The 24,010-nt window shown below is 70.2% G+C and carries 24 protein-coding genes; 17 read left to right on the top strand and 7 right to left on the bottom strand.

Annotation, left to right across the window (positions count from 1 at the left end; all coding sequences use genetic code 11):
- The 10 genes from ACFXGJ_RS16730 to ACFXGJ_RS16685 all read left to right on the top strand — a co-directional run.
- Positions 1–609: helix-hairpin-helix domain-containing protein (locus tag ACFXGJ_RS16730; RefSeq protein ID WP_378622004.1), on the top strand; the 609-nt coding region annotated here is incomplete at its 5' end.
- A gap of 16 nt (positions 610–625) precedes the next feature.
- The gene (gene rapZ, locus ACFXGJ_RS16725) at positions 626–1,525 is read left to right on the top strand and encodes an RNase adapter RapZ (RefSeq protein WP_378622002.1); all 900 of its coding nucleotides are present in this window, start codon (positions 626–628) and stop codon (positions 1,523–1,525) included.
- The gene (gene yvcK / locus ACFXGJ_RS16720; RefSeq protein ID WP_378621999.1) at positions 1,522–2,583 is read left to right on the top strand and encodes a uridine diphosphate-N-acetylglucosamine-binding protein YvcK; all 1,062 of its coding nucleotides are present in this window, start codon (positions 1,522–1,524) and stop codon (positions 2,581–2,583) included. Before rapZ ends, yvcK begins: the two co-directional genes overlap by 4 nt.
- The gene (gene whiA, locus ACFXGJ_RS16715; protein WP_378621997.1) at positions 2,574–3,557 is read left to right on the top strand and encodes a DNA-binding protein WhiA; all 984 of its coding nucleotides are present in this window, start codon (positions 2,574–2,576) and stop codon (positions 3,555–3,557) included. Before yvcK ends, whiA begins: the two co-directional genes overlap by 10 nt.
- A gap of 224 nt (positions 3,558–3,781) precedes the next feature.
- The gene (gene gap, locus ACFXGJ_RS16710; RefSeq protein WP_378621995.1) at positions 3,782–4,801 is read left to right on the top strand and encodes a type I glyceraldehyde-3-phosphate dehydrogenase; all 1,020 of its coding nucleotides are present in this window, start codon (positions 3,782–3,784) and stop codon (positions 4,799–4,801) included.
- A 5-nt stretch (positions 4,802–4,806) separates the two neighbouring features.
- Entirely contained in the window at positions 4,807–6,018 is a 1,212-nt protein-coding gene (locus tag ACFXGJ_RS16705) for a phosphoglycerate kinase (protein ID WP_378621993.1), read from the top strand.
- A 3-nt stretch (positions 6,019–6,021) separates the two neighbouring features.
- Positions 6,022–6,807: a triose-phosphate isomerase gene (gene tpiA, locus ACFXGJ_RS16700; protein WP_378621991.1), complete on the top strand. Its 786-nt coding sequence runs from the start codon at positions 6,022–6,024 to the stop codon at positions 6,805–6,807.
- 127 nt (positions 6,808–6,934) lie between these two features.
- Positions 6,935–7,351 (top strand): nitroreductase family deazaflavin-dependent oxidoreductase, encoded by a 417-nt coding sequence (locus ACFXGJ_RS16695; RefSeq protein WP_378621989.1) that lies wholly within the window; start codon positions 6,935–6,937, stop codon positions 7,349–7,351.
- Positions 7,352–7,424: 73 nt separating this feature from the next.
- Entirely contained in the window at positions 7,425–8,054 is a 630-nt protein-coding gene (locus tag ACFXGJ_RS16690; protein WP_378621987.1) for a TetR/AcrR family transcriptional regulator, read from the top strand.
- Positions 8,055–8,061: 7 nt separating this feature from the next.
- Entirely contained in the window at positions 8,062–9,723 is a 1,662-nt protein-coding gene (locus ACFXGJ_RS16685; RefSeq protein WP_378621985.1) for an FAD-binding dehydrogenase, read from the top strand.
- 69 nt (positions 9,724–9,792) lie between these two features.
- Here the strand turns inward: ACFXGJ_RS16685 and ACFXGJ_RS16680 are convergent, their stop codons facing one another.
- Positions 9,793–10,707, bottom strand: a complete 915-nt coding sequence (locus ACFXGJ_RS16680; protein ID WP_378621983.1) for a tyrosine-protein phosphatase — start codon at positions 10,705–10,707, stop codon at positions 9,793–9,795.
- A 217-nt stretch (positions 10,708–10,924) separates the two neighbouring features.
- Here ACFXGJ_RS16680 and secG point away from each other — a divergent pair, with 217 nt between their 5' ends.
- The 4 genes from secG (at position 10,925) to ACFXGJ_RS16660 (ending at position 14,674) form a co-directional block, all read left to right on the top strand.
- Entirely contained in the window at positions 10,925–11,158 is a 234-nt protein-coding gene (gene secG / locus ACFXGJ_RS16675; RefSeq protein ID WP_142101844.1) for a preprotein translocase subunit SecG, read from the top strand.
- A 2-nt stretch (positions 11,159–11,160) separates the two neighbouring features.
- On the top strand, positions 11,161–11,571 hold the full coding sequence (locus tag ACFXGJ_RS16670; RefSeq protein WP_378621981.1) for a PPOX class F420-dependent oxidoreductase: 411 nt from the start codon (positions 11,161–11,163) through the stop codon (positions 11,569–11,571).
- Positions 11,572–11,622: 51 nt separating this feature from the next.
- Entirely contained in the window at positions 11,623–14,400 is a 2,778-nt protein-coding gene (ppc, locus tag ACFXGJ_RS16665) for a phosphoenolpyruvate carboxylase (protein ID WP_378621979.1), read from the top strand.
- Between the two features lie 85 nt (positions 14,401–14,485).
- A complete protein-coding gene (locus tag ACFXGJ_RS16660; protein ID WP_378621977.1) occupies positions 14,486–14,674 on the top strand; it encodes a hypothetical protein in 189 nt (62 codons plus the stop codon).
- A gap of 4 nt (positions 14,675–14,678) precedes the next feature.
- Here ACFXGJ_RS16660 and pgl read toward each other — a convergent pair whose 3' ends face one another.
- The 5 genes from pgl to tkt are packed head-to-tail and all read right to left on the bottom strand — an operon-like array spanning position 14,679 to position 21,158.
- Positions 14,679–15,428: a 6-phosphogluconolactonase gene (gene pgl, locus ACFXGJ_RS16655; protein WP_378621975.1), complete on the bottom strand. Its 750-nt coding sequence runs from the start codon at positions 15,426–15,428 to the stop codon at positions 14,679–14,681.
- A gap of 9 nt (positions 15,429–15,437) precedes the next feature.
- Positions 15,438–16,343: a glucose-6-phosphate dehydrogenase assembly protein OpcA gene (gene opcA / locus ACFXGJ_RS16650; RefSeq protein ID WP_378621972.1), complete on the bottom strand. Its 906-nt coding sequence runs from the start codon at positions 16,341–16,343 to the stop codon at positions 15,438–15,440.
- A gap of 34 nt (positions 16,344–16,377) precedes the next feature.
- Positions 16,378–17,922: a glucose-6-phosphate dehydrogenase gene (gene zwf, locus ACFXGJ_RS16645; RefSeq protein WP_378621969.1), complete on the bottom strand. Its 1,545-nt coding sequence runs from the start codon at positions 17,920–17,922 to the stop codon at positions 16,378–16,380.
- Positions 17,923–17,925: 3 nt separating this feature from the next.
- Positions 17,926–19,050: a transaldolase gene (gene tal / locus ACFXGJ_RS16640; protein ID WP_378621967.1), complete on the bottom strand. Its 1,125-nt coding sequence runs from the start codon at positions 19,048–19,050 to the stop codon at positions 17,926–17,928.
- A gap of 5 nt (positions 19,051–19,055) precedes the next feature.
- The gene (gene tkt / locus ACFXGJ_RS16635) at positions 19,056–21,158 is read right to left on the bottom strand and encodes a transketolase (protein ID WP_378621965.1); all 2,103 of its coding nucleotides are present in this window, start codon (positions 21,156–21,158) and stop codon (positions 19,056–19,058) included.
- Between the two features lie 251 nt (positions 21,159–21,409).
- On the opposite strand from tkt, the gene ACFXGJ_RS16630 reads away from it, so the two are divergent.
- Positions 21,410–22,393 (top strand): heme o synthase, encoded by a 984-nt coding sequence (locus tag ACFXGJ_RS16630; protein WP_378621963.1) that lies wholly within the window; start codon positions 21,410–21,412, stop codon positions 22,391–22,393.
- Between the two features lie 68 nt (positions 22,394–22,461).
- Positions 22,462–22,587 (top strand): hypothetical protein, encoded by a 126-nt coding sequence (locus ACFXGJ_RS16625; RefSeq protein WP_378621961.1) that lies wholly within the window; start codon positions 22,462–22,464, stop codon positions 22,585–22,587.
- A gap of 16 nt (positions 22,588–22,603) precedes the next feature.
- On the opposite strand, the gene ACFXGJ_RS16620 is transcribed toward ACFXGJ_RS16625, so the two are convergent.
- Positions 22,604–23,569: a quinone oxidoreductase family protein gene (locus ACFXGJ_RS16620; RefSeq protein ID WP_378621959.1), complete on the bottom strand. Its 966-nt coding sequence runs from the start codon at positions 23,567–23,569 to the stop codon at positions 22,604–22,606.
- Positions 23,570–23,603: 34 nt separating this feature from the next.
- On the opposite strand from ACFXGJ_RS16620, the gene ACFXGJ_RS16615 reads away from it, so the two are divergent.
- A complete protein-coding gene (locus ACFXGJ_RS16615; RefSeq protein WP_378621958.1) occupies positions 23,604–23,969 on the top strand; it encodes a hypothetical protein in 366 nt (121 codons plus the stop codon).
- The last annotated feature ends 41 nt before the right edge of the window (positions 23,970–24,010 follow it).

The following is a 24,010-nucleotide window of genomic DNA, read 5'->3' as shown; positions in this document are numbered from 1 at the left end:
GATCCGGTCGGCGGTGACCTGGCGCCGGAGGCGGCGCTGGACCCGCAGACCGGGCGCCCGCGCCGTTTCGCCTACCCGCCCAACCTGTTCGTGGTCGACGGCGGCCAGCCGCAGGTGACGGCGGCCGCGGCCGTACTCGACGAGTTGGGCATCACCGACGTCGCGGTGGTCGGGCTCGCGAAGCGCCTCGAGGAGGTGTGGGTGCCGGGCGAGCCGGATCCGGTGATCCTGCCCCGCACCAGCGAGGCGCTGTTCCTGTTGCAACGAGTGCGTGACGAAGCCCACCGCTTCGCCATCACGTTCCATCGCAGCAAGCGCTCGCGCCGGATGACCGCGTCCGCGCTGGACTCGGTGCGGGGGCTGGGCGAGGCCCGGCGCACCGCGCTGGTCACGCATTTCGGGTCCGTCGCCAAGCTCAAGGAGGCGACCGTGGAGGAGATCACGGCTGTCCCGGGAGTGGGTGTCACCACGGCCCGGGCGGTGCTCGCCGCTCTCGGCGGTGAAACGAAACCGGCCGGTGGAACCGATGACGCTGTGGCAGACCGTGCGGTAGGGAATGATGAGCTGAGCGCGAAGCCGGACACATCGATCATCAGCGTGACGGATTGAGGAGGGCGGGGGCGGAGTGAACGACCGAATCGACGTGGGCGAGGCCGGGATCGATGTCGCGCTCGTCACCGGATTGTCGGGTGCTGGCCGTGGGACCGCGGCGAAGGTGCTCGAGGACATGGGCTGGTACGTCGCCGACAACCTGCCGCCCGAACTGATCTCCCGGATGGTCGACCTCGGGCTGGAACCGGCGTCCCGGATCCCGAAGCTCGCGGTGGTCGTCGACGTGCGCAGCCGGTTGTTCAGCAACGAACTGGTGTCGGTGATCAAGGAGGTCGCGGCCAAGACGACGCGCACGCGTGTGCTGTTCCTCGAGGCTAACGATCAGGTCCTGGTCCAGCGCTTCGAGCACGTGCGGCGCAGCCACCCGCTCCAGGCGGACGGTGTGGACGGCACCCTCGTCGAGGGCATCGCGGCCGAGCGAGCGCGACTGGCTCCGGTCAAGGCCGATGCCGACCTGGTGATCGACACGTCGTCGCTGTCCGTGCACCAGTTGCGCCAGAAGATCGAGTCCGCGTTCGGCGGCGGCGCCGCGCCCTCGGTCGCGGTCACCGTACAGTCGTTCGGATTCAAGTACGGATTGCCGATGGACGCCGACCTGGTGTGTGACGTCCGGTTCCTGCCCAACCCGCACTGGGTGCCGGAGCTGCGCGAGCACACCGGCCAGGAGGCGCCGGTGCGGGACTTCGTACTCGGTCAGGACGGTGCCGGGGACTACCTCGACACCTATCACCACGTCGTCGAGCTGACGACCAACGGATACCGTCGAGAGGGCAAGCGGTACATGACGATTGCGGTGGGATGCACCGGCGGCAAGCATCGGAGCGTCGCGATGGCGGAGGCCCTCGCGGCCCGGCTCGCGGGCGACACGGGCATCACGGTCAAGGTCGTACACCGCGACCTGGGGCGCGAATGACGGCGCACGATCCGGGCGCCGAGGACGGCGCGCCGACCGATCGGCGGCAGCCGTCGATCGTCGCTCTCGGCGGCGGTCACGGCCTGTACGCGACGCTGAGCGCGGCGCGCAGGCTCAGCTCCGACGTGACCGCGGTGGTGACCGTGGCGGACGACGGTGGCTCGTCCGGCCGGCTGCGGTCCGAACTCGGCGTCATCCCTCCCGGCGACCTGCGGATGGCTCTCGCTGCCCTGTCCCACAGCGGCGCGGATGGAGACACCGGTCCGGACGTGCAGACGTGGACGAAGACCATCCAGCACCGCTTCGGCGGCACCGGCGCGCTCGCCGGGCACTCGGTGGGCAACCTGATCCTCGCCGGCCTCAGCGAGGTCCTCGGCGACACCGTCGCGGCGCTCGACGAGATGGGCCGACTGCTGCGTATCGAAGGCCGGGTGCTGCCGATGTCGCCGATCGCGCTCGCGATCGAGGCCGACGTCGTGGGCCTCGAGGCGGACCCGCGGGTGAGCCGGTGCATCCGGGGACAGGTCGCGGTCGCGACCACGCCCGGCAAGGTGCGCCGGGTGCGGCTGCTGCCGTCGAACCCGCCGGCGTGCGCCGAGGCCGTCGAGGCGATCGAGCGCGCCGATCTGGTGCTGCTCGGCCCGGGTTCCTGGTTCACCAGCGTCATCCCGCACGTTCTCGTCCCCGAACTGTTGGCGAGCCTCACCGAGACCGCGGCGCGCAAGGCGCTGATCCTCAACCTGGCCCCGGAGCTGGGGGAGACGGCGGGATTCTCCGCCGAACGTCACCTGCACGTGCTGTCGCAGCATGCTCCGGAGTTGACCGTCGACGACGTCGTCGTGGACTCGGGGTCGGTGCCCGAGGGGAGCGAACGCGAGCACCTGTGTCGCGCCGCCCGGCAGCTCGGGGCCGAGGTCGGCTACGCGGACGTCGCGGAAAGCGGTACCGCCATTCATCACGCGGGCAAGTTGGCCGCGGCACTCGATCGAATCGTGTCTCTCGCAGCGGCGCGGGACCGACAGGTGACACCGGGAAGGGAGACCACTTCGTGGCAATGACAGCGGAGGTCAAGGACGAGCTGAGCAGGCTCGCCGTGACCCAGGTCTCGGCCCGCAAGGCCGAGGTTTCAGCGTTGCTGCGGTTCGCGGGGGGACTGCACATCGTCGGAGGTCGAGTAGTGGTGGAGGCGGAGGTCGACCTCGGCTCCACCGCTCGGCGGCTGCGCGGCGAGATCTTCGATCTGTACGGGTACGGCTCCGACGTGCACGTCCTCGGTGCGGGCGGGTTGCGCAAGACTGCCCGCTACATCGTGCGCGTGTCCAAGGAGGGTGAAGCCCTCGCCCGTCAGACCGGACTGCTGGACCTGCGCGGCCGGCCGGTGCGGGGACTGCCCGCCCAGGTGGTCGGCGGCAGCATCGTCGACTCGGAGGCGGCGTGGCGCGGGGCGTTCCTTGCGCACGGGTCGCTGACCGAGCCGGGTCGGTCCTCGGCGCTCGAGGTCAGCTGCCCGGGCCCCGAGGCGGCGCTCGCGCTGGTCGGTGCCGCCCGCCGGCTCGGGGTCTCCGCCAAGGCGCGCGAGGTGCGCGGCAGCGACCGGGTGGTCGTGCGCGACGGCGAGGCCATCGGCGCGCTGCTGACGCGGATGGGTGCACAGGACACCCGGCTGGTGTGGGAGGAACGCCGGATGCGGCGCGAGGTCCGGGCGACGGCGAACCGGCTGGCGAACTTCGACGACGCGAACCTGCGGCGGTCGGCGCGGGCGGCGGTCGCGGCCGCGGCACGGGTCGAGCGTGCGCTGGAGATTCTCGGCGAGGACGTGCCCGATCACCTCGCGGCGGCGGGCAGCTTGCGGGTGCAGCACCGCCAGGCATCTCTCGAGGAACTGGGTCAGCTGGCCGATCCGCCGATGACCAAGGATGCGGTCGCGGGCCGGATCCGGCGACTGCTGTCGATGGCGGACCGCAAGGCGAAGGAGACCGGAATCCCGGACACCGAGTCCGCGGTCACCGCCGATCTGCTCGACGAGGCGTAGCGCAGCGGAGCCGACCATTCGGCACCGAGGCGTAGCGCAGCGGAGCCGACCCTTCGGCACCGAGGCGTAGCGCAGCGGAGCCGACCCTTCGGAGCCGACCGTTCAGCGCCGGGATCGAGTGACTATTCCCACTGGGGGAGCTGCGGGTGTGCCGGATCAGGCGCACTAGGCTGTCGCATACATCTGAGTTTTTGCACACGAGAACTGGTCAAAAGGAGCGAATTGTGACTGTCCGGGTAGGCGTGAACGGCTTCGGTCGTATCGGACGTAACTTCTTCAGGGCCGTCGATGCGCAGAAGGCGCTCGGCACCACCGACATCGAGATCGTGGCGGTCAACGACCTGACCGACAACGCCACCCTCGCCCACCTGCTCAAGTACGACTCCATCCTCGGCCGCCTGCCGCACGACGTCTCGCTCGAGGGCGACGACACCATTGTCGTCGGCGACCAGAAGATCCGCGCGCTCTCGCACCGCGGCCCGCTCAACGAGCTGCCCTGGGGCGAGCTCGGCGTCGACGTGGTCGTCGAGTCCACCGGCATCTTCACCGACGCCGCCAAGGCCAAGGGCCACCTCGAGGCCGGCGCCAAGAAGGTCATCATCTCCGCGCCCGCCAAGGGCGAGGACATCACCATCGTGATGGGCGTCAACGACGACAAGTACGACGGCAGCCAGAACATCATCTCCAACGCCTCGTGCACCACGAACTGCCTGGGCCCGATCGCCAAGGTCCTCGACGACGAGTTCGGCATCGTCAAGGGTCTGATGACGACGATCCACGCGTACACCCAGGATCAGAACCTGCAGGACGCCCCGCACGCCGACCTGCGTCGTGCCCGCGCGGCCGCCCTGAACATCGTTCCCACCGGCACCGGTGCGGCCAAGGCCATCGGCCTGGTGCTCCCGCAGCTGCTCGGCAAGCTCGACGGCTACGCCCTGCGCGTGCCGATCCCGACGGGTTCGGTCACCGACCTCACCGCGAACCTGAAGAAGCCGGCGTCCGCCGAGGAGATCAACGCCGCGATGAAGGCGGCCGCCGAGGGCACCCTCAAGGGCATCCTGAAGTACACCGAGGCGCCGATCGTCTCCTCCGACATCGTCACCGACCCGCACTCGTCGATCTTCGACGCGGGCCTGACCAAGGTGATCGACGACCAGGTCAAGATCGTCTCCTGGTACGACAACGAGTGGGGCTACTCGAACCGCCTCGCGGACCTCATCGGCCTCGTCTCGAAGTCCCTCTGATCGCGGTGGCTGTCAAGACGCTGAAGAACCTGCTGGACGAGGGGGTCGCCGGTCGCGCCGTGCTGGTGCGCTCGGACCTCAACGTCCCGCTGGACAACGGAACCATCACCGATCCGGGCCGGATCATCGCGAGCGCGCCGACCATCGGTGCGCTCGCCGAGGCCGGCGCCAAGGTCATCGTGATGGCGCACCTCGGCCGTCCCAAGGGCGAGCCGGATTCGGCGCTCTCGCTGGCCCCAGTGGCCGCGAAGCTCGGTGAGGTGCTCGGCCGTAACGTCCAGCTCGCCGGCGACGTCGTCGGCCAGGACGCGCTGGCGCGGGCCGAGGGCCTCACCGACGGCGACGTGCTGCTGCTCGAGAACATCCGGTTCGATCCGCGCGAGACCAGCAAGGACGACGCCGAGCGCCTGGCGCTGGCGAAGGCCCTGGTCGAGCTGACCGATTTCAACGGGGCGTTCGTCTCCGACGGTTTCGGTGTGGTGCACCGCAAGCAGGCGTCGGTGTACGACGTGGCGACCCTGCTGCCGCACTACGCGGGCACCCTGGTGGCCGCCGAGGTCGAGGTGCTGCAGAGGCTGACCCAGGACTCCGAGCGGCCGTACGCCGTCGTGCTGGGTGGCTCGAAGGTCTCCGACAAGCTCGCCGTGATCGAGGCGCTGGCCACCAAGGCCGACACCCTGGTCATCGGCGGCGGCATGTACTACACGTTCCTGGCCGCGCAGGGGGTGTCGGTCGGCAACTCGCTGTGCGAGGAGTCGATGATCCCCACCTGCAGGGAACTGCTGGAGAAGTACGCGGACGTCATCCACATCCCGCAGGACGTGGTGATCGCGGACTCGTTCTCCGCGGACGCCGAGTCCAAGACGGTCTCCGTCCTCGAGATCCCGGACGGCTGGATGGGCCTGGACATCGGACCGGAGTCGGTGGAGCGCTTCGCCGCGATCCTCGGGGGCGCCAAGACGGTGTTCTGGAACGGCCCGATGGGCGTGTTCGAGTTCCCGAAGTTCTCGGCCGGCACCAAGGGCGTCGCCGAGGCGATCATCGGTGCCACCGCCAAGGGCGCGTTCAGCGTCGTCGGCGGCGGCGACTCGGCGGCCGCGGTGCGACTGCTGGGCCTGCCCGAGGACGGCTTCTCGCACATCTCCACCGGCGGTGGCGCGTCCCTCGAGTACCTCGAGGGCAAGTCGCTGCCCGGCATCGAAGCGCTGGAGGGCTGACCGATGGCACGTAAGCCGCTCATCGCCGGCAACTGGAAGATGAACCTCAACCACCTCGAGGCAATCGCCCTGGTGCAGAAGATCGCCTTTTCGTTGCCCGCGAAGTACTTCGACAAGGTCGACGTGACGGTGATCCCGCCGTTCACCGACATCCGCAGCGTGCAGACGCTGGTCGAGGGCGACAAGCTGCTGCTCACCTACGGTGCGCAGGACGTCTCGGCGCAGGACTCCGGCGCGTACACCGGTGAGATCAGCGGCGCCATGCTGGCGAAGCTGGGCTGCACCTTCGTCGTGGTCGGGCACTCGGAGCGTCGCCAGTACCACGGCGAGACCGACGAGACGGTGCTCGCCAAGACCAAGGCGGCCCTGAAGCACGGGATCACCCCGATCGTGTGCATCGGCGAGGGCCTCGACATCCGCGAGGCCGGCGATCACGTCGCGTACAACGTGGCGCAGCTGCGGGGCTCGCTTGCCGGCCTGTCGGCGGACGAGATCTCCAAGATCGTCGTCGCGTACGAGCCGGTGTGGGCCATCGGCACCGGCAAGGTGGCCTCGGCCGCCGACGCGCAGGAGGTGTGCGCCGCAGTGCGCGCCACCCTCGCCGAGATGGCCTCCGCGGAGGTCGCGGCGGGTGTCCGAGTGCTCTACGGCGGCTCGATGAACGCCAAGAACGTCGGCGAGCTTGTCGCTCAGCCCGACGTCGACGGTGGACTGGTCGGCGGAGCCTCGCTCAAGGCCGACGAGTTCGCGACGCTCTCCGCGATCGCGGCGGGCGGTCCGCTGCCCTGATCGACGCGGCCGTGATCGGCCGACATCGTGAAACGCCGGTGGGTGCGTCGTCTTCGGACGGCGCACCCACCGGCATTTTGTGTGTCGCGGAGTAACGTGTACTTCACGTCGACCAGAGGAGTGTCCGGTGAAGTTCGAGGAGATCCCCGCAGTGAAGAAGATCGGGATTCAGGTGCTGAAGGCGCACCAGTGGGTGTACGAGCGCACGGACGGACGGATCGGGCACAAGCTCCTCGGTGTGCCGTGCCTGCTGCTCGACACCGTCGGCGCGAAGACCGGGCAGGCGCGGGTCAGCAGCCTGACCTACGTGCGCGACGGTGACGACTACGTGGTGGTGGCGTCCAACGGCGGCGCACCGCGGTCCCCGGGCTGGTTCTTCAATCTCCGTAAGCGCCCCGAGGCGCGAATCCGCGTGGGGACCAAGGGTATTGCGGTGACCGTGCGGATGCTCGGGCCCGAGGACGACGGCTACGACCGGCTGTTCGCCGCGGCCGATGCGAACAACGGCGGGCGCTACGGCGGTTACCAGCGGCACACCTCGTGACCGATTCCGATCGTCGTCCTGTCGCCGCGCTAGTTTCGATACATTTATGTATCGAGTGCGTTAGCGTATCGGCATGACCGACGCGCCGGACCGCCCGCTGAGCGTACGGCGGACGCGTACGCGCGACCGCCTGCTCGCCGCGGCCCTCGACGTCTTCGCCGAGGAGGGCTTCGGGCGCTCCACGGTCGAGCAGGTCTGCGAGCGGGCGGGCTTCACCCGCGGCGCGTTCTACTCGAACTTCGAGTCCCTCGACGAACTGTTCCTCGTGATGTGGGAGCAGCACTCGACGGCGATGTTGGCCGGGATCCGCGAGGCGGTCGCCGCGGCCGAGGCGGTGGCCGACGCGGAGTCGGTCGACCTCGACCAGGCGGCCGCCGGCATCCTCGCCGCGATCCCGGTCGAGGACCGCTGGTACCGGATAACGGCCGAGTTCACCGCGCACGCCCTGCGGAACCCTGCCCTGAGGTCGGTGATGGTGGCGCGCGAGGCGGCGATCCTGGCGGCGATCCTCCCGATCGTCGAATCCGCGCTGGCGCGCGCCGGACGTCGGGTCACCGATCCGGGGGAGTTGGGGCGAGCCCTGGTCGCCGTCCACGACGGGACCGCGGTGCAGGTCCTGATGGAGCCGGACGACGAACGGATTGTCAGTGCACGCACACACCTGTTCGTGTGTGTGCTCCGCAGTTACAGCGAAAGCGTGTGAGGTGGACATGTCTCGAGATGCCGATGTCATCGTCGTCGGGGCCGGGCTCGCGGGCCTGGTAGCGACCCACGAGCTGGTCAAGGCGGGTCGCACCGTTCTCCTGGTCGACCAGGAGAACGCCGAAAACCTTGGCGGGCAGGCATTCTGGTCGCTGGGTGGGCTGTTCCTGGTGGACAGCCCGGAGCAGCGACGCATGGGCATCAAGGACTCCTACGAGCTCGCGATGCAGGACTGGATGGGCAGCGCCGGCTTCGATCGTGAGCGCGAGGACCACTGGGGCCGCCAGTGGGCGCGGGCCTACGTGCAGTTCGCGGCCGGGGAGAAGCGCGCCTACCTGCACGAGCTCGGGCTCAAGGTGATGCCGAACGTCGGTTGGGCCGAACGAGGTTCGGGATCGGCCACCGGTCACGGCAACTCGGTGCCCCGCTTCCACATCACCTGGGGGACCGGTCCCGAGGTGGTCCGGGTGTTCCGCGAGCCGGTTCTCGCCAGCGCCGACCGCGGACTGGTGACGTTCAAGTACCGGCACCAGGTGGACGAGCTGATCGTCGAGAACGGGGCCGCGGTCGGTGTGCGTGGCACCGTCCTCGCCCCGTCCACCGAGGCCCGCGGCGTCAAGTCCAACCGCACCCCGGCGGGGGAGTTCGAACTGCGTGCGCAGGCGGTGATCGTCACCTCCGGCGGCATCGGCGGCAACCCCGACCTGGTCAAGGCGAACTGGCCGGTCGAGCGGCTCGGCCGGGCCCCGGAGCGGATGATCACCGGCGTGCCCGCGCACGTGGACGGGCGGATGCTCGGCATCACCGAGTCCGCAGGCGGCAACATCGTCAACCGCGACCGGATGTGGCACTACACCGAGGGCATCGTCAACTGGGACCCGATCTGGCCGAACCACGCCATCCGGGTCATCCCCGGCCCGTCGTCGCTGTGGCTCGACGCGACCGGCAAGCGACTACCCGTCCCGCTGTTCCCCGGCTTCGACACCCTCGCGACGCTCCAGTACATCCTCGGGACCGGACACGACCACACCTGGTACATCCTGACCCAGTCGATCATCGAGAAGGAGTTCGCGCTGTCGGGCTCCGAACAGAACCCGGACATGACCGGCAAGGACCTCAAGCTGCTGCTCGGTCGGGTGAAGAAGGGCGCGACCGGACCGGTCGAGGCGTTCAAGCAGCACGGCGAGGACTTCGTCGTCCGCGACAACCTGCGCGACCTCGTCGACGGGATGAACGCGATCAACCCCGGTCCGCCGCTGGACTACGAGCAGGTCGAGCGCGAGGTGGTCGCCCGCGACCGCGAGATGGACAACGCGTACTCCAAGGACATGCAGGTGATGGCGATCCGCAACGCGCGCAGCTACCTGCCGGACAAGGTGACCCGCGTCGCGAAGCCGCACAAGCTGCAGGACCCCGCCCACGGCCCGATGATCGCGGTCCGGCTGAACCTGCTCACCCGCAAGACTCTCGGCGGGCTCGAGACGAACCTGGACTCCCAGGTGATCCGTCCCGACGGCAGCGCGTTCGACGGCCTGTACGCGGCAGGCGAGGTCGCTGGCTTCGGCGGCGGCGGCGTGCACGGCTACAACGCGCTCGAGGGCACCTTCCTCGGCGGCTGCATCTTCTCCGGCCGGGCCGCGGGCCGGGCGCTGGCGCGGGACCTCGGGTAGGCCTTCGGCCCGTGAGTACTTCCGGCCCTGTACGAGGCCGGAAGTGCTCACGGGCAGTGGAGCTGCCTTCTAGCCGAGCAGCTTGGCCTTCAGCTTGCCGATGGTGGCGGCGTCGAGGCCGAGGCCCTCGGAGAGGTACTTGTCCATCGACCCGTAGCTCGCGGTGACCTGGTCCAGACCGGCCTGCAGGAAGCTCGATTCGACCGTCACCAGCGGCAGGTAGTTGGTGTACCTGTCACCGAACGCGGCCTTGAGGCCCGCGGTGTTCTTGGCGATCGAGTCCTTGGCGTACTCGTTCGTGAGCAGGTAGTCGTCCATGATGGTCTTCTGGTCGACGCCCGCGATGCTGAGCAGCAGGGCGGAAGTCCAGCCGGTGCGGTCCTTGCCCGCGGTGCAGTGGAAGACCTGGCCGCCCGCCGTGTTCGCCATGTCGGTGAGCAGTTCCTTGAACTTCGACCGCTCGACAGTGCCGGTGACGAACGTCTTGTTCATGTCCTGCATCATCTTGCGGGCGTCGTCGGGGCCCTGGATCTTGCCGAGCATCTCGTTGATGTTGCCGGACAGGATCGGAATGCGCTTGTAGGTCACGCCTGCCGGCAGCTTGTCGGCCTTCTGGCCGACCTCGTCGTCGCTGCGCAGGTCGTACACGGTCGACAGCTTCAGGCCGGTGAGGGTCGCCATGTCCGCGTCGTTCGGCACGATCGCGTTTGCACGGTAGAACACACCCTTGTTCACGTGCCGGAAGGCCGCGGAGTAGCCGGCGCCCGTCCCCGCGACGTCGCGGAAGTTGTCCACGCTCGCGAGCCGGGGAGCGTCGGCGGCGGGAGCGGAGTTGCCGAGTCCGGACGAACCGGCTTCCAGCAGCGAAGCGATAGCCGGCGGAATCGAGGGCTCGGCCTGCGCAACGGCGCCGCCGACGCCGGTGAACAGCGCCGCGCCGCTGACCACAAGGGCGCACGCGATTGTGGAACGGTGTCGAGACATGGAGAACCTTCCGATCGGGTAAGGGGTGCTTCCGGATGAGGAACGTAGCCACGGTTCCCCGGTAGGTCTCGATATGCGCCCGTTCCTCCCGCTCAGCGGTCATGAATCGGTGTTCGTGGACATTTCGCGGTCCGATGTCCGGGGCGTTCGGTCGGTAACTGTAAGCTGGGTCAGCTTGTGTCCGTACCCCGCGCGTGAAGGGCAGAGAAGAGCCGAGATGAAACTGTTCCTGGACATCCTGCTGGTGATCACCAGCGTGCTGCTGATCGTGTTCGTGCTGTTGCACCGCGGTAAGGGTGGCGGTCTGTCCAGCCTGTTCGGCGGCGGTGTGCAGTCGAGCCTGTCCGGTTCCACGGTGGTCGAGAAGAACCTCGACCGACTGACTTTGTTCACGGCGGCGGTCTGGTTGATCGCGATCCTGGGCATCGGCCTCGAGATCAAGTTCAGCTGACGGTGGCGGACCTGATCCGCTCGGCCGTCCTGCCCGAGGCCGGGGCCGCGCTGGTCGATGCCCCCGAGTTCGCGACGCTCGCGACGGTCGAGCCGTCCGGGCAGCCGCAGTTGTCGGTGATCTGGGTGCAGCGTGACGGCGGCGACGTGCTCTTCTCGACCGTCCGCGGACGGCGGAAGGCCGCCAACCTCGAACGCGATCCCCGGGCGACCCTGCTGATCTACCCGGCGTCGCGGCCGTACAGCTACCTCGAGGTGCGCGGAACGGTCGCGTTCACCGAGGATCCGGACGGGTCGCTGATCCACGCCCTCGCGACCAAGTACACGGGCGCCGCGCGCTGGGAGTTCGACGCCCCGGGTACGCCCCGCGTCATCGGGAGGCTGACCCCCGACGCGGTCGTCTTCAAGGCCTGATCGGGGCGCGTTCGCGCTGCGACCGTCCCGGTCGGCCCCGATACTGGGGCGATGACGAAGCACCCAGACGACGCATCGCGCGCGGCCACCGAGCCGCTGCGGGAGGACATCCGGTTGCTCGGCGGGATTCTCGGGCAGACCGTCCGCGACCAGGCCGGCGCCGCGGTGTTCGACCTCGTCGAGCGGGCCCGGGTCGAGTCGTTCCGGGTCCGCCGCTCGGAGATCGACCGCTCCGAACTGGCCGCACTGTTCACGAACCTCGAGGTGGACGTGGCGATCCCGGTCATCCGGGCCTTCAGTCACTTCGCGCTGCTCGCCAATCTCGCCGAGGATCTGCACCGGGAGCGGCGTCGCGCGATCCACGTCCGGGCGGGCGATCCGCCGCAGGACAGCAGCCTCGCCGCAACCTACGCGAAACTCGATGCGGCGGACCTGGATTCGTCGGGTGTGGCCCGTGCCCTGGACGGCGCGCTGGTGGTCCCGGTGATCACCGCCCATCCCACCGAGACGCGCCGGCGGACCGTCTTCGAGACGCAGAACCGCATCACGGACCTGATGCGGTACCGGGAACGCACCGAACTCGACGCGGCCGAGGACGCAGAGACCCTGGCGGCGCTGCGCCGGCAGATCCTCACGCTGTGGCAGACCGCGCTGATCCGATTGGCCCGCCTGCGGATTCAGGACGAGATCGAGGTCGGACTGCGGTACTACGACGCCGCACTGTTCGAGGTGGTTCCGCGGATCAACGCCGCGCTGCGCCGGGAGCTGCGCCGTCGCTGGCCGGACGGGAACCTGCTGCCCGAGCCGATGCTGCGCACCGGTTCGTGGATCGGCGGCGACCGTGACGGCAACCCCTACGTCACCGCCGACGTGGTCCACCGGGCCACCCGCCGGGCCGCCGCGACCGCCCTCGACCGGCACCTGCACGACCTCGAGACGCTGGGACAGGAACTGGCGATGTCGGCCCGCCTGGTGGCGGTGTCGGCGGACCTGGACGCCCTGGCCGCCGCGTCCGGGGACGACGCCCCGTCTCGGGCGGACGAGCCGTATCGGCGGGCGTTGCGCGGCATGCGCGCCCGGCTGACCGAGACCGCGGTCGCGGTCCTCGGCGGTGACCTCGCCCGCACCTCGTCGGCCGCACTCGCCGATTCCGGGCTCGAGCCGTACCGCGGGCCGTCCGAACTGCTCGCCGACCTCGCCGTGGTCGACGCGTCCCTGCGCGGGCACGGCGACGACGCGATCGCAGACGACCGGCTGGCAGTGATCCGGGAATCGGTGGAGGCCTTCGGGTTCCACCTCGCCGGGCTCGACCTGCGGCAGAACTCGGAAGTGCACGAGGAGGTGATCGCGGAACTGCTGGCGTGGGCCGGGGTGCACCCCGACTACGCCTCGCTCGACGAGCCGCAGAGGGTGTCGCTGCTGGCGGCCGAACTGCGCACCCGGCGCCCGCTCACCCGACCCGGCGCTTCCTTCGGGGAACGCACCACCTCCGAGCTCGCGATCCTCGCGGCCGCGGCCGACGCGGTCGCCGAACTCGGTCCCGACGCGATCCCGAACTGCGTCATCAGCATGTGCACCTCGGTCAGCGACATGCTCGAGGCGGCGGTGCTGCTCAAGGAGGTCGGGTTGCTGGTGCCCGGGGATCCGGAGCGCCGGGCCCCCAACGTCGTGCCGCTCTTCGAGACGATCGAGGACCTGCGCGGCGGAGCGGCGACCCTGCGGTCGGCGCTCGACGTGCCGGAGTACCGGGCGCTCGTCGACGCCCGCGGCGGCCTGCAGGAGGTGATGCTCGGCTACTCCGACTCCAACAAGGACGGCGGCTACCTCGCCGCGAACTGGGCGCTCTACCGCGCCGAGCTCGATCTCGTCGACGCCGCGCGCGACACCGGAATCCGGTTGCGGCTCTTCCACGGTCGCGGCGGCACCGTCGGCCGGGGCGGGGGACCGAGCTACGAGGCGATTCTCGCGCAGCCGCCCGGCGCGGTGACCGGGTCACTGCGCATCACCGAGCAGGGTGAGGTGATCGCCGCGAAGTACGCCCAGCCGAGGATCGCGCACCGCAACCTCGAGACGCTGCTCGCCGCGACCCTCGAGTCGTCGCTCCTCGACGTCGAGGGACTCGGCCCGGACGCCGATGCCGCGTACGCCCTGCTCGACGACCTCGCCGAGCGCGCGCGGGTCGCGTACGGCGAACTCGTCCACGAGACACCGGGATTCGTGGAGTACTTCACCACCTCGACGCCGGTCGCGGAGATCGGCGACCTCAACATCGGCTCGCGGCCGTCCTCCCGCAAACCCACGCGCTCGATCGGCGACCTGCGCGCGATCCCCTGGGTGCTCTCCTGGAGCCAGTCCCGGGTGATGCTCCCCGGCTGGTACGGCACGGGCACCGCCTTCGAGGACTGGGTGGGCGGGGACCCGGACCGGCTCGCGCGACTGTCGGACCTCTACCGGCGCTGGCCGTTCTTCCGCACCGTGCTCTCGAACATGGCGATGGTGATGGCGAAGTCCGACATGGGACTCGCGGCGCGGTACGCCGAACTCGTCCCGGACACCGAACTGCGCGAGCGGGTGTTCGGCATGATCGCCGCCGAGCACGCCCGGACCGTCGCGATGTACACCGCGATCACCGGCAACGACTCGCTCACCGCCGACAACCCGGCGCTGGAGCGGTCCGTCTACAACCGCTTCCCGTACCTCGAACCGCTCAACCATCTGCAGGTCGAGCTGCTGCGCCGATACCGGGCCGGCGACGACAGCGACCGCGTCCGTCGCGGCATCCAGCTGACGATGAACGGGCTCGCGACCGCGCTGCGCAACAGCGGATAGCGTCGGCCACGGAACCGGACCGGCTGTGTGCGCGTCCAATTCACCAACGGACCGACACACTCGCCGTTTCGGAGGGAGTTGCGCGATGAATCACTGCACGGGTGCGCAGGACTGGCGTGGTGGGGTGCGATCGCTCTCGTACGCACGCGGGAAGCCGCGCGCCCACACGTTGCTGCACGGCCGGCGCGCGGACCGCCCGGCACCGCGCGTCCTGCCGCCGGCGCCACGGGAGGCGAACCCGCGCGCCGTCGGCGAGGGGCCGGAGGACGCCTGAGCCGTCAGGCCGTCGGCAGGTCCGCGGCGGCGGCCCGGTCGAGGAACCAGACGGTCGACTCGGCGCCGAGGGCGCCTGCGGCGGGGATGTCGTTGGGGTCGGCGCCCGCGACCGCGGCGGCCACGGCCTGCGACTTGTCCGCGCCCGCGACGAGCAGCCACACCCGGCGGGCCCGGCGAACGGCGGGCAGCGTCAGGGTGACCCGCTCGGACGGAGGCTTGGGGGAGTCGGTGACGCCGACGACGTAACGCTTCGTCTCCTGCACCGCCTCGGTGTCGGGGAACAGCGAATTGACGTGTCCCTCACCGCCCATCCCGAGCAGGTGCACGTCGAAGTCGGGGATCGGCCCGCCCGTCGCGTGGGCGGCGAGCAGGTGTTCGTAGGCGTGCGCGGCGGCGTCCGGATCTCCCGCGTACGCGCCGTCCCCGTACGGCATCGGATGCAGGCGCGCCGGGACGACGGGCACGTGGTCGAGCAGCGCCTCGTGCGCCTGGACCTCGTTGCGGTCGGCGTGGCCGGCCGGCAGGAACCGTTCGTCGCCCCAGAACACGTCGACGGCCGACCAGTCGATCGCTCCGGGGTTCTCCCGGAGCTTGCGCAGCAGGCCGATCCCGTTGCCGCCGCCGGTGAGCACGATCGACGCCGACCCGCGCTCCGCCTGCGCGGCGACGATCACGTCGACGAACTGGGCCGCGGCCGCCGTGGTGAGGGCATCGGAGTCGTCGAAGGTCTGCACACTCACGGAATCACTCATGGGAACACATCATTCGTAGATCACGCGCGAAAGTCCAGCAAGTGCCGCGCGGTAGATCTCGTCGGGATCGAGGCGACGCAGTTCCTCGGCCAGGCAGTCGCGGGTTTCCCTCCGTGCCAACGACACCAGGGCGTCGGGTGCGCCCGAGCGGCTCAGCGTCGCGGTCTTGCCCGTCTGCGGCCGGGTCAGCGACACCGACCCGGTCTCCCGTTCGAGGTCAACGGTCGGGATCCCGACCCGTCGCCGCACCGGACCGCCGATCCGGCTGGCCAGCCAGCCGGCGATCAGGTCGATCGCCGGTTCCTCGGCGAGACCGGACACGGTCGCCGAGATCAGCTTCTCGTGCGGCGGCTGATCCATCGCCGAGGTGAGCAGGGCCCGCCACGGTGTGGTCCGGCTCCACGCGAGGTCGGTGTCGCCCGCGGTGTACGAGTCGAGCCGCGACTTGATGGTGGCCGCCGGGTCCGCCGTCCCGGTGGCGTCGGTGATCCGCCGGATCGCCAACTGCCCCAGCGGGTCACGCGACGGCACGGCCGGTGCGTCGCCTGGCCACCAGGCCACCACGGGGGTGTCCGGCAGCAGGAACGGGACGACCACGCTGCTCTCGTGGCCGGCCAGTTCGCCCGACAGTCGCAGCACCACGACCTCCGAGGCGCCGGCGTCGCCGCCGACCCGGATCTGCGCGTCGAGGCGGGACTCGCCGTCCCGCCCGCCGCGGGTGACCACGATGACGCGGCACGGGTGCTCGCGACTCGCCTCGTTCGCGGCCTCGATGACGGCCTCGGAGTTCGCGCTGTCGGCGCTCACCACCAGGGTCAGCACGCGGCCGAGGGTGACGGCTCCGCCGGTCTCCCTGAGCTCGACGAGCTTCTTGTTCACGGTCTCGGTGGTGGTCTCGGGCAGGTCGATGATCACCGGTGCACCTCCGCCGTCCCGGTCTCGAACGTGGTCACGGCCTTCTCCATTCGCGTCCGGTGCGGCGCAGCATCTCCTGCGCGGACGGCGGGCCCCAGGTGCCCGCCTCGTAGGGTTCGGGACTGCCGCCGGCGGCCCAGTGCTCGAGCACCGGGTCCAGGATCTTCCAGGACAGCTCGACTTCCGCGTTCACCGGGAACAGCGACGGCTCGCCCAGCAGCACGTCGAGGATCAGCCGTTCGTAGGCCTCGGGGGAGGACTCGGTGAACGCCTGTCCGTAGCTGAAGTCCATGTTGACGTCGCGGACCTCCATCGACGAGCCCGGCACCTTCGAGCCGAACCGCATGGTCACGCCCTCGTCCGGCTGCACCCGGATCACGAGGGCGTTCTGTCCCAGCTCCTCGGTCATGGTGGCGTCGAAGGGCAGGTGCGGGGCGCGCTTGAACACCACCGCGATCTCGGTGACCCTGCGGCCCAAACGCTTTCCGGTCCGCAGGTAGAACGGCACGCCGGCCCAGCGGCGGGTGTCCACCTCAAGGGTGATCGCGGCGAAGGTCTCGGTCGTCGAGTCCTTGGAGAAGCCGTCCTCGTCGAGCAGGCCCACCACCTTCTGGCCGCCCTGCCAGCCGCCCGCGTACTGGCCGCGGGCCGTCGTCTCGTCGAGCGGTTCGGCCAACCGGGTCGCCGAGAGGACCTTGATCTTCTCGGCCTGCAGTTCCGCCGGTTCGAAGCTGACCGGCTCCTCCATCGCGGTGAACGCGAGCAACTGGAGCAGGTGGTTCTGGATCACGTCCCGGGCCGCCCCGATGCCGTCGTAGTACCCGGCCCGGCCGCCAAGGCCGATGTCCTCGGCCATGGTGATCTGGACGTGGTCCACGTAGTGGGCGTTCCAGATCGGGTCGAACAACTGGTTCGCGAACCGCAGCGCCAGGATGTTCTGGACCGTCTCCTTGCCGAGGTAGTGGTCGATGCGGAAGACCGCGTCCTCGGGGAAGACGGTGTTGACGACCGCGTTGAGTTCCTTGGCGCTGTCGAGGTCGTGGCCGAACGGCTTCTCGATCACTACCCGGCGCCACTGGTCGGCGGTCTGCTTGGAGAGCCCCGACTTCGAGAGCTGCTCGCAGACCGTCGGGAACGCGGCCGGTGGGATCGCCAGGTAGAAGGCGTGGTTGCCGCCGGTGCCGCGCTCCTCGTCGAGCGCGGCCAGCGTGGACGTCAGCTCCGCGAACGCGGCGTCGTCGTCGAAGCTGCCCTGCACGAACCGCAGGCCCTCGGCGAGGCGGTCCCACACGTCCTCGCGGAACGGGGTGCGGGAGTGCTTCTTGACCGCGTCGTGCACGACCTTGCCGAAGTCCTCCGCGGCCCAGTCCCGGCGGGCGAATCCGACCAGCGCGAAGCCCGGCGGCAGCAGGCCACGGTTGGCCAGGTCGTACACCGCCGGCATCAGCTTCTTGCGCGCCAGGTCGCCGGTGACCCCGAAGATCACCAGCGAGCACGGGCCCGCGATGCGGGGCAGTCTCTTGTCCCTCTCGTCCCGCAGCGGGTTGACCCACTGCGGTGCGGCGCCCGTGCTCGCCACCGATCAGCCCTGGTGAGACGCGGCCGTGAGCTGCCCGGAGATCGCCTCCAGCAGCTCGTTCCAGGACGCCTCGAACTTGTCGACGCCCTCGATCTCGAGCTTGTCGAACACTTCGGGCAGCGGCACCCCGGCCGCGGTGAGCGCGTCGAAGACCTGCTGCGAGGCGGCCGCGGTGCCGGTGATCGTGTCGCCGGTGATCGCGCCGTGGTCGGCGACCGCGTCCATCGTCTTCTCCGGCATGGTGTTCACCGTGTTCGGCGCGACCAGCTCGGTGACGTACAGGGTGTCCGGGTAGTCGGGGTTCTTGACCCCCGTCGACGCCCACAGCGGGCGCTGCACCCGGGCACCGGACTTCGCCAGCTCGGCGAAGCGGGCGCCGCCCTCGAACACCTCCTGGTACGCGGCGTAGGCCAGGCGCGCGTTGGCCAGGCCGGCCTTGCCGCGCAGGGCCAGTGCCTCGTCCGAACCGATCTTCTCCAGCCGGGCGTCGATCTCCGAGTCGACCCGGGAGACGAAGAAGGACGCGACCGAGTGAATCTGGGACACGTCGTGCCCGGCGGCGGCCGCGGCCTCGAGACCGGCGAGGTAGGCGTCGATGACGGCCTTGTGCCGCTCCACCGAGAAGATCAGGGTCACGTTGACGCTGATGCCCTCGGCGATCACCCGGGTGATCGCGGGCAGACCCGCGAGGGTCGCCGGGATCTTGATCAGCAGGTTCGGGCGGTCGACGATCTTCCACAGCTCGATCGCCTGCGCGACCGTCGCGTCGGTCTCGTGTGCGAGGCGCGGGTCGACCTCGATGGAGACGCGGCCGTCGACGCCGTCGCTGGCCGTGTACTGCGGTGCCAGCAGGTCGCAGGCGTCGCGGACGTCGTCCGTGGTCAGCGCGCGGACGGTGTCGTCGACGTTGGCGCCGCGGCCGGCCAGGTCTTCGAGCTGGCTGGTGTACTCGTGGCCCTTGGTCAGCGCACCCTGGAAGATCGTCGGGTTCGTGGTGACCCCGACGACGCTCTTGTCGCGGACGAGTTCGGCCAGGTTGCCGGACTCGATCCGGCCGCGGGACAGGTCGTCGAGCCACACCGAGACGCCGGCCGCCGAGAGGGCGGCGAGGTTCTGATTCTGTGCCATCTGCGTTATCCGTTCACTCGGGCGAGGGTGCGATGTGCGGCCGCGGTGACGGCCTCGGCGGTGAAGCCGAACTCGCGGAAGAGCGTCTTGTGGTCGGCGGAGGCGCCGAAGTGCTCGATCGACACGGCCTCGCCGGCGTCGCCGATGATCCGGTACCACGGCATCGCGATGCCCGCCTCGACCGAGACGCGCGCGCGGACCGCGGGCGGCAGCACCTCGTCGCGGTAGGCCTGGTCCTGCTGCTCGAACCAGTCGAGGCAGGGCACGGACACGACACGGGTGCCGATACCCGCGGCCTCGAGCGCCTCACGGGCCTCGACCGCCAGGTACAGCTCCGAGCCGCTGGCCAGCAGGATCACCTGCGGGGTGCCGGCGGACGCGTCGGCGAGGACGTAGGCACCGCGGGCGACGCCGTCGACGGCCTTGTCCTTGGTGCCCTCGAGGACCGGGATGTCCTGACGGGTCAGCGCCAGGGCGGTCGGCCCGGTCTTGTTCTCGAGCGCGTTCTTCCAGGCGTGCGCCGTCTCGTTGGCGTCGCCCGGGCGGACCACGGCGAGGTTCGGGATCGCGCGGAGCGCGGCCAGGTGCTCGATCGGCTGGTGGGTGGGGCCGTCCTCGCCGAGGCCGATGGAGTCGTGCGTCCAGACGTAGATGGCCGGCGTCTGCATCAGCGCGGCCAGGCGGACGGCCGGGCGCATGTAGTCGCTGAACACCATGAAGGTGCCGCCGTACGGACGGGTCGGTCCGTGCAGCGCGATGCCGTTGAGGATCGAGCCCATCGCGTGCTCGCGGATGCCGAAGTGCAGCGTCCGGCCGTACGGCTGGGCCGTCCAGTCCTTCGTCGAGATCGACGGCGGGCCGAACGAGTCGGAGCCGTCGATGGTGGTGTTGTTGCTGCCCGCGAGGTCGGCCGAGCCGCCCCACAGCTCGGGCAGGATCGGGCCGAGCGCGTTGAGCACCTTCGACGACGCCTTGCGGGTCGCGGCGCCCTTGGCGTCCGGCTCCCAGGTCGGCAGCGTGTCGGTCCAGCCGGCCGGGAACTCGCCGGCGTGCAGACGGTCGAACAGGGCCTTGCGCTCGGGCTCGCGGGCGGCCCACGCGTCGAAGTCGAGACGCCACTGGGCGTGCGCGTAGGTGCCGCGCTCGCGCACCTCACGGGCGTGCGCCAGCACGGCCGGGTCCACGTCGAAGGACTTCTCGGGGTCGAAGCCGAGCGCCTTCTTCACGCCCGCGACCTCGTCCGCACCGAGCGCCGCGCCGTGCACGTCGCCGGTGTTCATCTTGGTGGGGGCGGGGTAGCCGATGATGGTGCGCAGGATGATGATCGACGGCTTGTCGGTCACCGACTTCGCGTGCGCGACGGCGTCGAGGATCGCGGAGACGTTCTCGCCGCCCTCCACGCGCTGCACGTCCCAGCCGTACGACTCGTAGCGCTTGGCGACGTCCTCGCCGAACGCGATCGCGGTGTCGTGCTCGATGGAGATCTCGTTGTCGTCGTAGAAGACGATCAGGTTGCCCAGCTGCTGCACCCCCGCGATCGAGGACGCCTCGGAGGTGACACCCTCCTGGAGGTCGCCGTCGGACGCGATGACGTAGATGTCGTGGTCGAAGGGGCTGGCGCCGGCGGCCGTGTCCGGGTCGAACAGGCCGCGCTCACGCCGGGCCGCCATCGCCATGCCGACCGCGGAGGCCAGGCCCTGGCCGAGCGGACCGGTGGTCATCTCGACGCCGACCGTGTGGCCGTACTCGGGATGTCCGGGGGTCAGCGAGCCCCAGGTGCGCAGCGCCTCGATGTCGGCGAGCTCGAGTCCGTAGCCCGACAAGTACAGCTGCAGGTACAGGGTGAGGCTGCTGTGTCCGCAGGAGAGCACGAAGCGGTCGCGACCGACCCACTTCGCGTCCGCCGGGTCGTGCCGCAGGATGCGCTGGAAGAGGGTGTAGGCGAGGGGGGCGAGACTCATGGCGGTGCCGGGGTGGCCGTTGCCCACCTTCTGCACAGCGTCGGCGGCGAGGACACGGACGGTGTCGACGGCCTTGGTGTCTAGCTCCGTCCAGTCGGCGGGGTGCACCGGCTGGGTGAGGACGCGGATCTCGTCTGTGATCGACACGAGCAGAAGTCTCCTGACATTGGTGAACGGCGACACATGGGAAAGGCGGCGTGGTAAGCCCCAGCGTAGTTCCGTGACAACAGTAGTGCGCGAGTGCTGTCGAGGTCGATCAGCCTCGGCCGACCCCTGCGGTTCGGTTCTCGACGTCTCGCCGTCTACCATCGGGTGTAGTAGTGCTCGGGTCTGACCGTCGTGTGTGGACTGCCGGAGCTGGTTGTCGCGCGGTTCGGTGCAGATTGAGGGCAGGAGAAATGGTGCGGATAGTGGAGCGTGGCGGACACGGTCTCGCTGGAGCCCCCAGCCCCACCCCCTCGAGCGGGTCCAACACGCTCTGGGGTCGGGCTGTCGCCAAGGTCCTCGCGTATCTCGCGCTGACCAAGCCGCGGGTGATCGAGCTGCTGCTGGTCGCGACGATCCCGGCGATGTTGCTTGCCGACCGCGGCACCATCGACTTCCCGCTGATCCTGGCCACCCTGTTCGGTGGCTGGATGGGCGCCGCCAGCGCGAACACGCTCAACTGCGTGGTCGACGCGGACATCGACAAGGTGATGAAGCGCACCGCCCGTCGGCCGCTGGCGCGGATGGCTGTGCCGACCCGGCACGCGCTGGTCTTCGGCCTGATCCTGGGCGCGGGCTCGTTCGCGTGGCTCTGGTGGGCCACGAACCTGCTCGCCGGGCTGCTCGTGCTCGCGACGATCGCGTTCTACGTCTTCGTCTACACGATGGTGCTCAAGCGGCGGACCTGGCAGAACGTGATCTGGGGCGGCGCGGCCGGCTGCATGCCCGTGCTCGTCGGCTGGGCCGCGGTCACCGGGACCATCGGCTGGGAACCGATCGTGCTGTTCCTGGTCATCTTCTTCTGGACGCCGCCGCACACCTGGGCCCTCGCCATGCGGTACAAGGAGGACTACGAGGCCGCGGGCGTGCCGATGTTGCCGGTGATCGCGACCGAGGAACGCGTCACCAAGCAGATCGTCGTCTACACCTGGCTGACCGTCCTCGCGACGTTGGCGCTGGTCCCGGCCGCGGGCGTCGTGTACGCCGCGATCGCGCTCGTCGCGGGCGCCTGGTTCCTGCTGATGGCGCACCAGCTGTACGCGGGGGTGCGTCGCGGCGAGTCGGTGAAGCCGCTGCGGCTGTTCCTGCAGTCGAACAACTACCTGGCCGTCGTGTTCTGCGGCCTCGCCGTCGACTCGGTGCTCGGCATGAGCACCATCGGATCCTTCTTCTCCTGACCACGAGGTGGACCACGCCGTGGCAGGACGCCTACTGCGCGCGTGACGGCGCCTCGGACGGAGTGGTCGTGCGGTCGGTCCCGCGGCCGGACGGCGCCGATCCGCGCACGATGCGGGTCGGCGACGCCGGCGGCGTGCCGACCGCATCGGTGTCCGACGGGCTCACGGTGTGGGCGAGGCCGGACCGCCCCTGAGGCGGCCGGGTGCCCGCTACGGGATCAGCACGATCGAACCGGTGGTTGCGCGGCCCTGTAGGTCCCGATGCGCCTGGTCGGCCCGCTCGAGCGGGTACTGCGCGCCGACGCGGATCGTCAGTGAACCGTCCGCGACGGCCGCGAACACGTCGCCGGAACGCCAGAGCAGCTCGTCGCGGTCGCGGGTGTAGTGCGCGAGCGTCGGCCGGGTCAGGAACAGCGAGCCGGCGGCGTTGAGGCGCTGCGGGTCGAACGGGGGGACCGGACCGCTCGCCGCACCGAACAGGGCCAGCGTCCCGCGGATGCGCAGCGACGCCAGGCTCGCCTCGAACGTGCTCGCGCCGACACCGTCGTACACGGCGGCCACGCCCTCGCCGGCGGTCAGGGCGCGGACCTCCCGGGCCAAGTCGTCGCCGTAGCGCAACACCTCGGACGCGCCCGCCGCCCGCGAGAGTTGCTCCTTCTCGTCGGTGGACACGGTGGTGATCACGCGGACGCCGCGTGCCGCTGCCAGCTGGGTCAGGATCAGGCCGACGCCGCCCGCACCGGCGTGCACGAGCACGGTGTCGCCGGGCTGCGCCGGGTACACCGAGTTGAGCAGGTAGTGCGCGGTCATGCCCTGCAGGAGCGCGGACGCGGCGACCTCCGCTGGCACCCCGTCGGGTACCGGGACCGCGACCGCCGCGGGCACGGCCACCAGTTCCGCGTAGCTCCCGGGCGCCGCGCACCAGGCGACCCGCTCGCCCACCGCGAGGTCGCGTACCCCGGCGCCGACCGCCTCGATCACGCCGGAGCCCTCGTTGCCCGCGACGTACGGCAGGTCCACCGCGTAGGCGCCGGTGCGGAAGTAGGTGTCGATGAAGTTGACGCCGACGGCCTCGGTGCGGACCAGGACCTCGCCGTCGCCGGGTGTCGGGTCGGGGAGCTGGGCCGGCCGCAGGACCTCGGGGCCGCCGAATTCGGTGACAGTGATTGCGCGCATGACCCTATTTCTACCCTCCAGTATCGTGTGCACCATGACTGTCGAGACCCAGGATTCCGGCGCGCCCGCCCCGACCGCCGCGCTGCCGTCGCACATCGTCGCCTCGGTGCGCAAGTTCGTTGCCGAGCACGGCGGGTCGGCGACCGCCGTCATCCAGCCGATCGGCTACGCCGGCGTGCGGATCACCCTCGTGGGTGCGGACGGCATCCTCGGTGACGAGGTGGTCGACGACCTGGCGACCGCCAACGCCGTGGTCGCCGCGGTGGACAACCTCGCGGTCTCGGAGTGGGAGCGCGCGGTCACCAGCATCGTGACCCCGCGGGTCGGTCACTGGCGCAAGATGGCCGGCTGGGTCGCCAAGCAGACGCGGTTCCCGAAGGCGCGAAACGGCCTCGGCTGAGCAGAACCTCACGAACACGAACGCGGGCGCCCCGGTCAACC

This window comes from Rhodococcus sp. NPDC059234 (genome assembly GCF_042754225.1).
Classification (GTDB): Bacteria; Actinomycetota; Actinomycetes; order Mycobacteriales; family Mycobacteriaceae; genus Rhodococcus_G.
This window is presented reverse-complemented; position numbering and strand designations above follow the sequence as displayed.

Excerpts from the sequence above, each read along its gene's own strand:
- yvcK (WP_378621999.1), top strand. The coding sequence starts at position 1,522 with ATGACGGCGCACGATCCGGGCGCCGAGGACGGCGCGCCGACCGATCGG.
- tpiA (WP_378621991.1), top strand. The coding sequence starts at position 6,022 with ATGGCACGTAAGCCGCTCATCGCCGGCAACTGGAAGATGAACCTCAAC.
- ACFXGJ_RS16690 (WP_378621987.1), top strand. The coding sequence starts at position 7,425 with ATGACCGACGCGCCGGACCGCCCGCTGAGCGTACGGCGGACGCGTACG.
- ACFXGJ_RS16685 (WP_378621985.1), top strand. The coding sequence starts at position 8,062 with ATGTCTCGAGATGCCGATGTCATCGTCGTCGGGGCCGGGCTCGCGGGC.
- ACFXGJ_RS16680 (WP_378621983.1), bottom strand. The coding sequence starts at position 10,707 with ATGTCTCGACACCGTTCCACAATCGCGTGCGCCCTTGTGGTCAGCGGC.
- secG (WP_142101844.1), top strand. The coding sequence starts at position 10,925 with ATGAAACTGTTCCTGGACATCCTGCTGGTGATCACCAGCGTGCTGCTG.
- ppc (WP_378621979.1), top strand. The coding sequence starts at position 11,623 with ATGACGAAGCACCCAGACGACGCATCGCGCGCGGCCACCGAGCCGCTG.
- ACFXGJ_RS16660 (WP_378621977.1), top strand. The coding sequence starts at position 14,486 with ATGAATCACTGCACGGGTGCGCAGGACTGGCGTGGTGGGGTGCGATCG.
- pgl (WP_378621975.1), bottom strand. The coding sequence starts at position 15,428 with ATGAGTGATTCCGTGAGTGTGCAGACCTTCGACGACTCCGATGCCCTC.
- tal (WP_378621967.1), bottom strand. The coding sequence starts at position 19,050 with ATGGCACAGAATCAGAACCTCGCCGCCCTCTCGGCGGCCGGCGTCTCG.
- ACFXGJ_RS16630 (WP_378621963.1), top strand. The coding sequence starts at position 21,410 with ATGGTGCGGATAGTGGAGCGTGGCGGACACGGTCTCGCTGGAGCCCCC.
- ACFXGJ_RS16620 (WP_378621959.1), bottom strand. The coding sequence starts at position 23,569 with ATGCGCGCAATCACTGTCACCGAATTCGGCGGCCCCGAGGTCCTGCGG.
- ACFXGJ_RS16615 (WP_378621958.1), top strand. The coding sequence starts at position 23,604 with ATGACTGTCGAGACCCAGGATTCCGGCGCGCCCGCCCCGACCGCCGCG.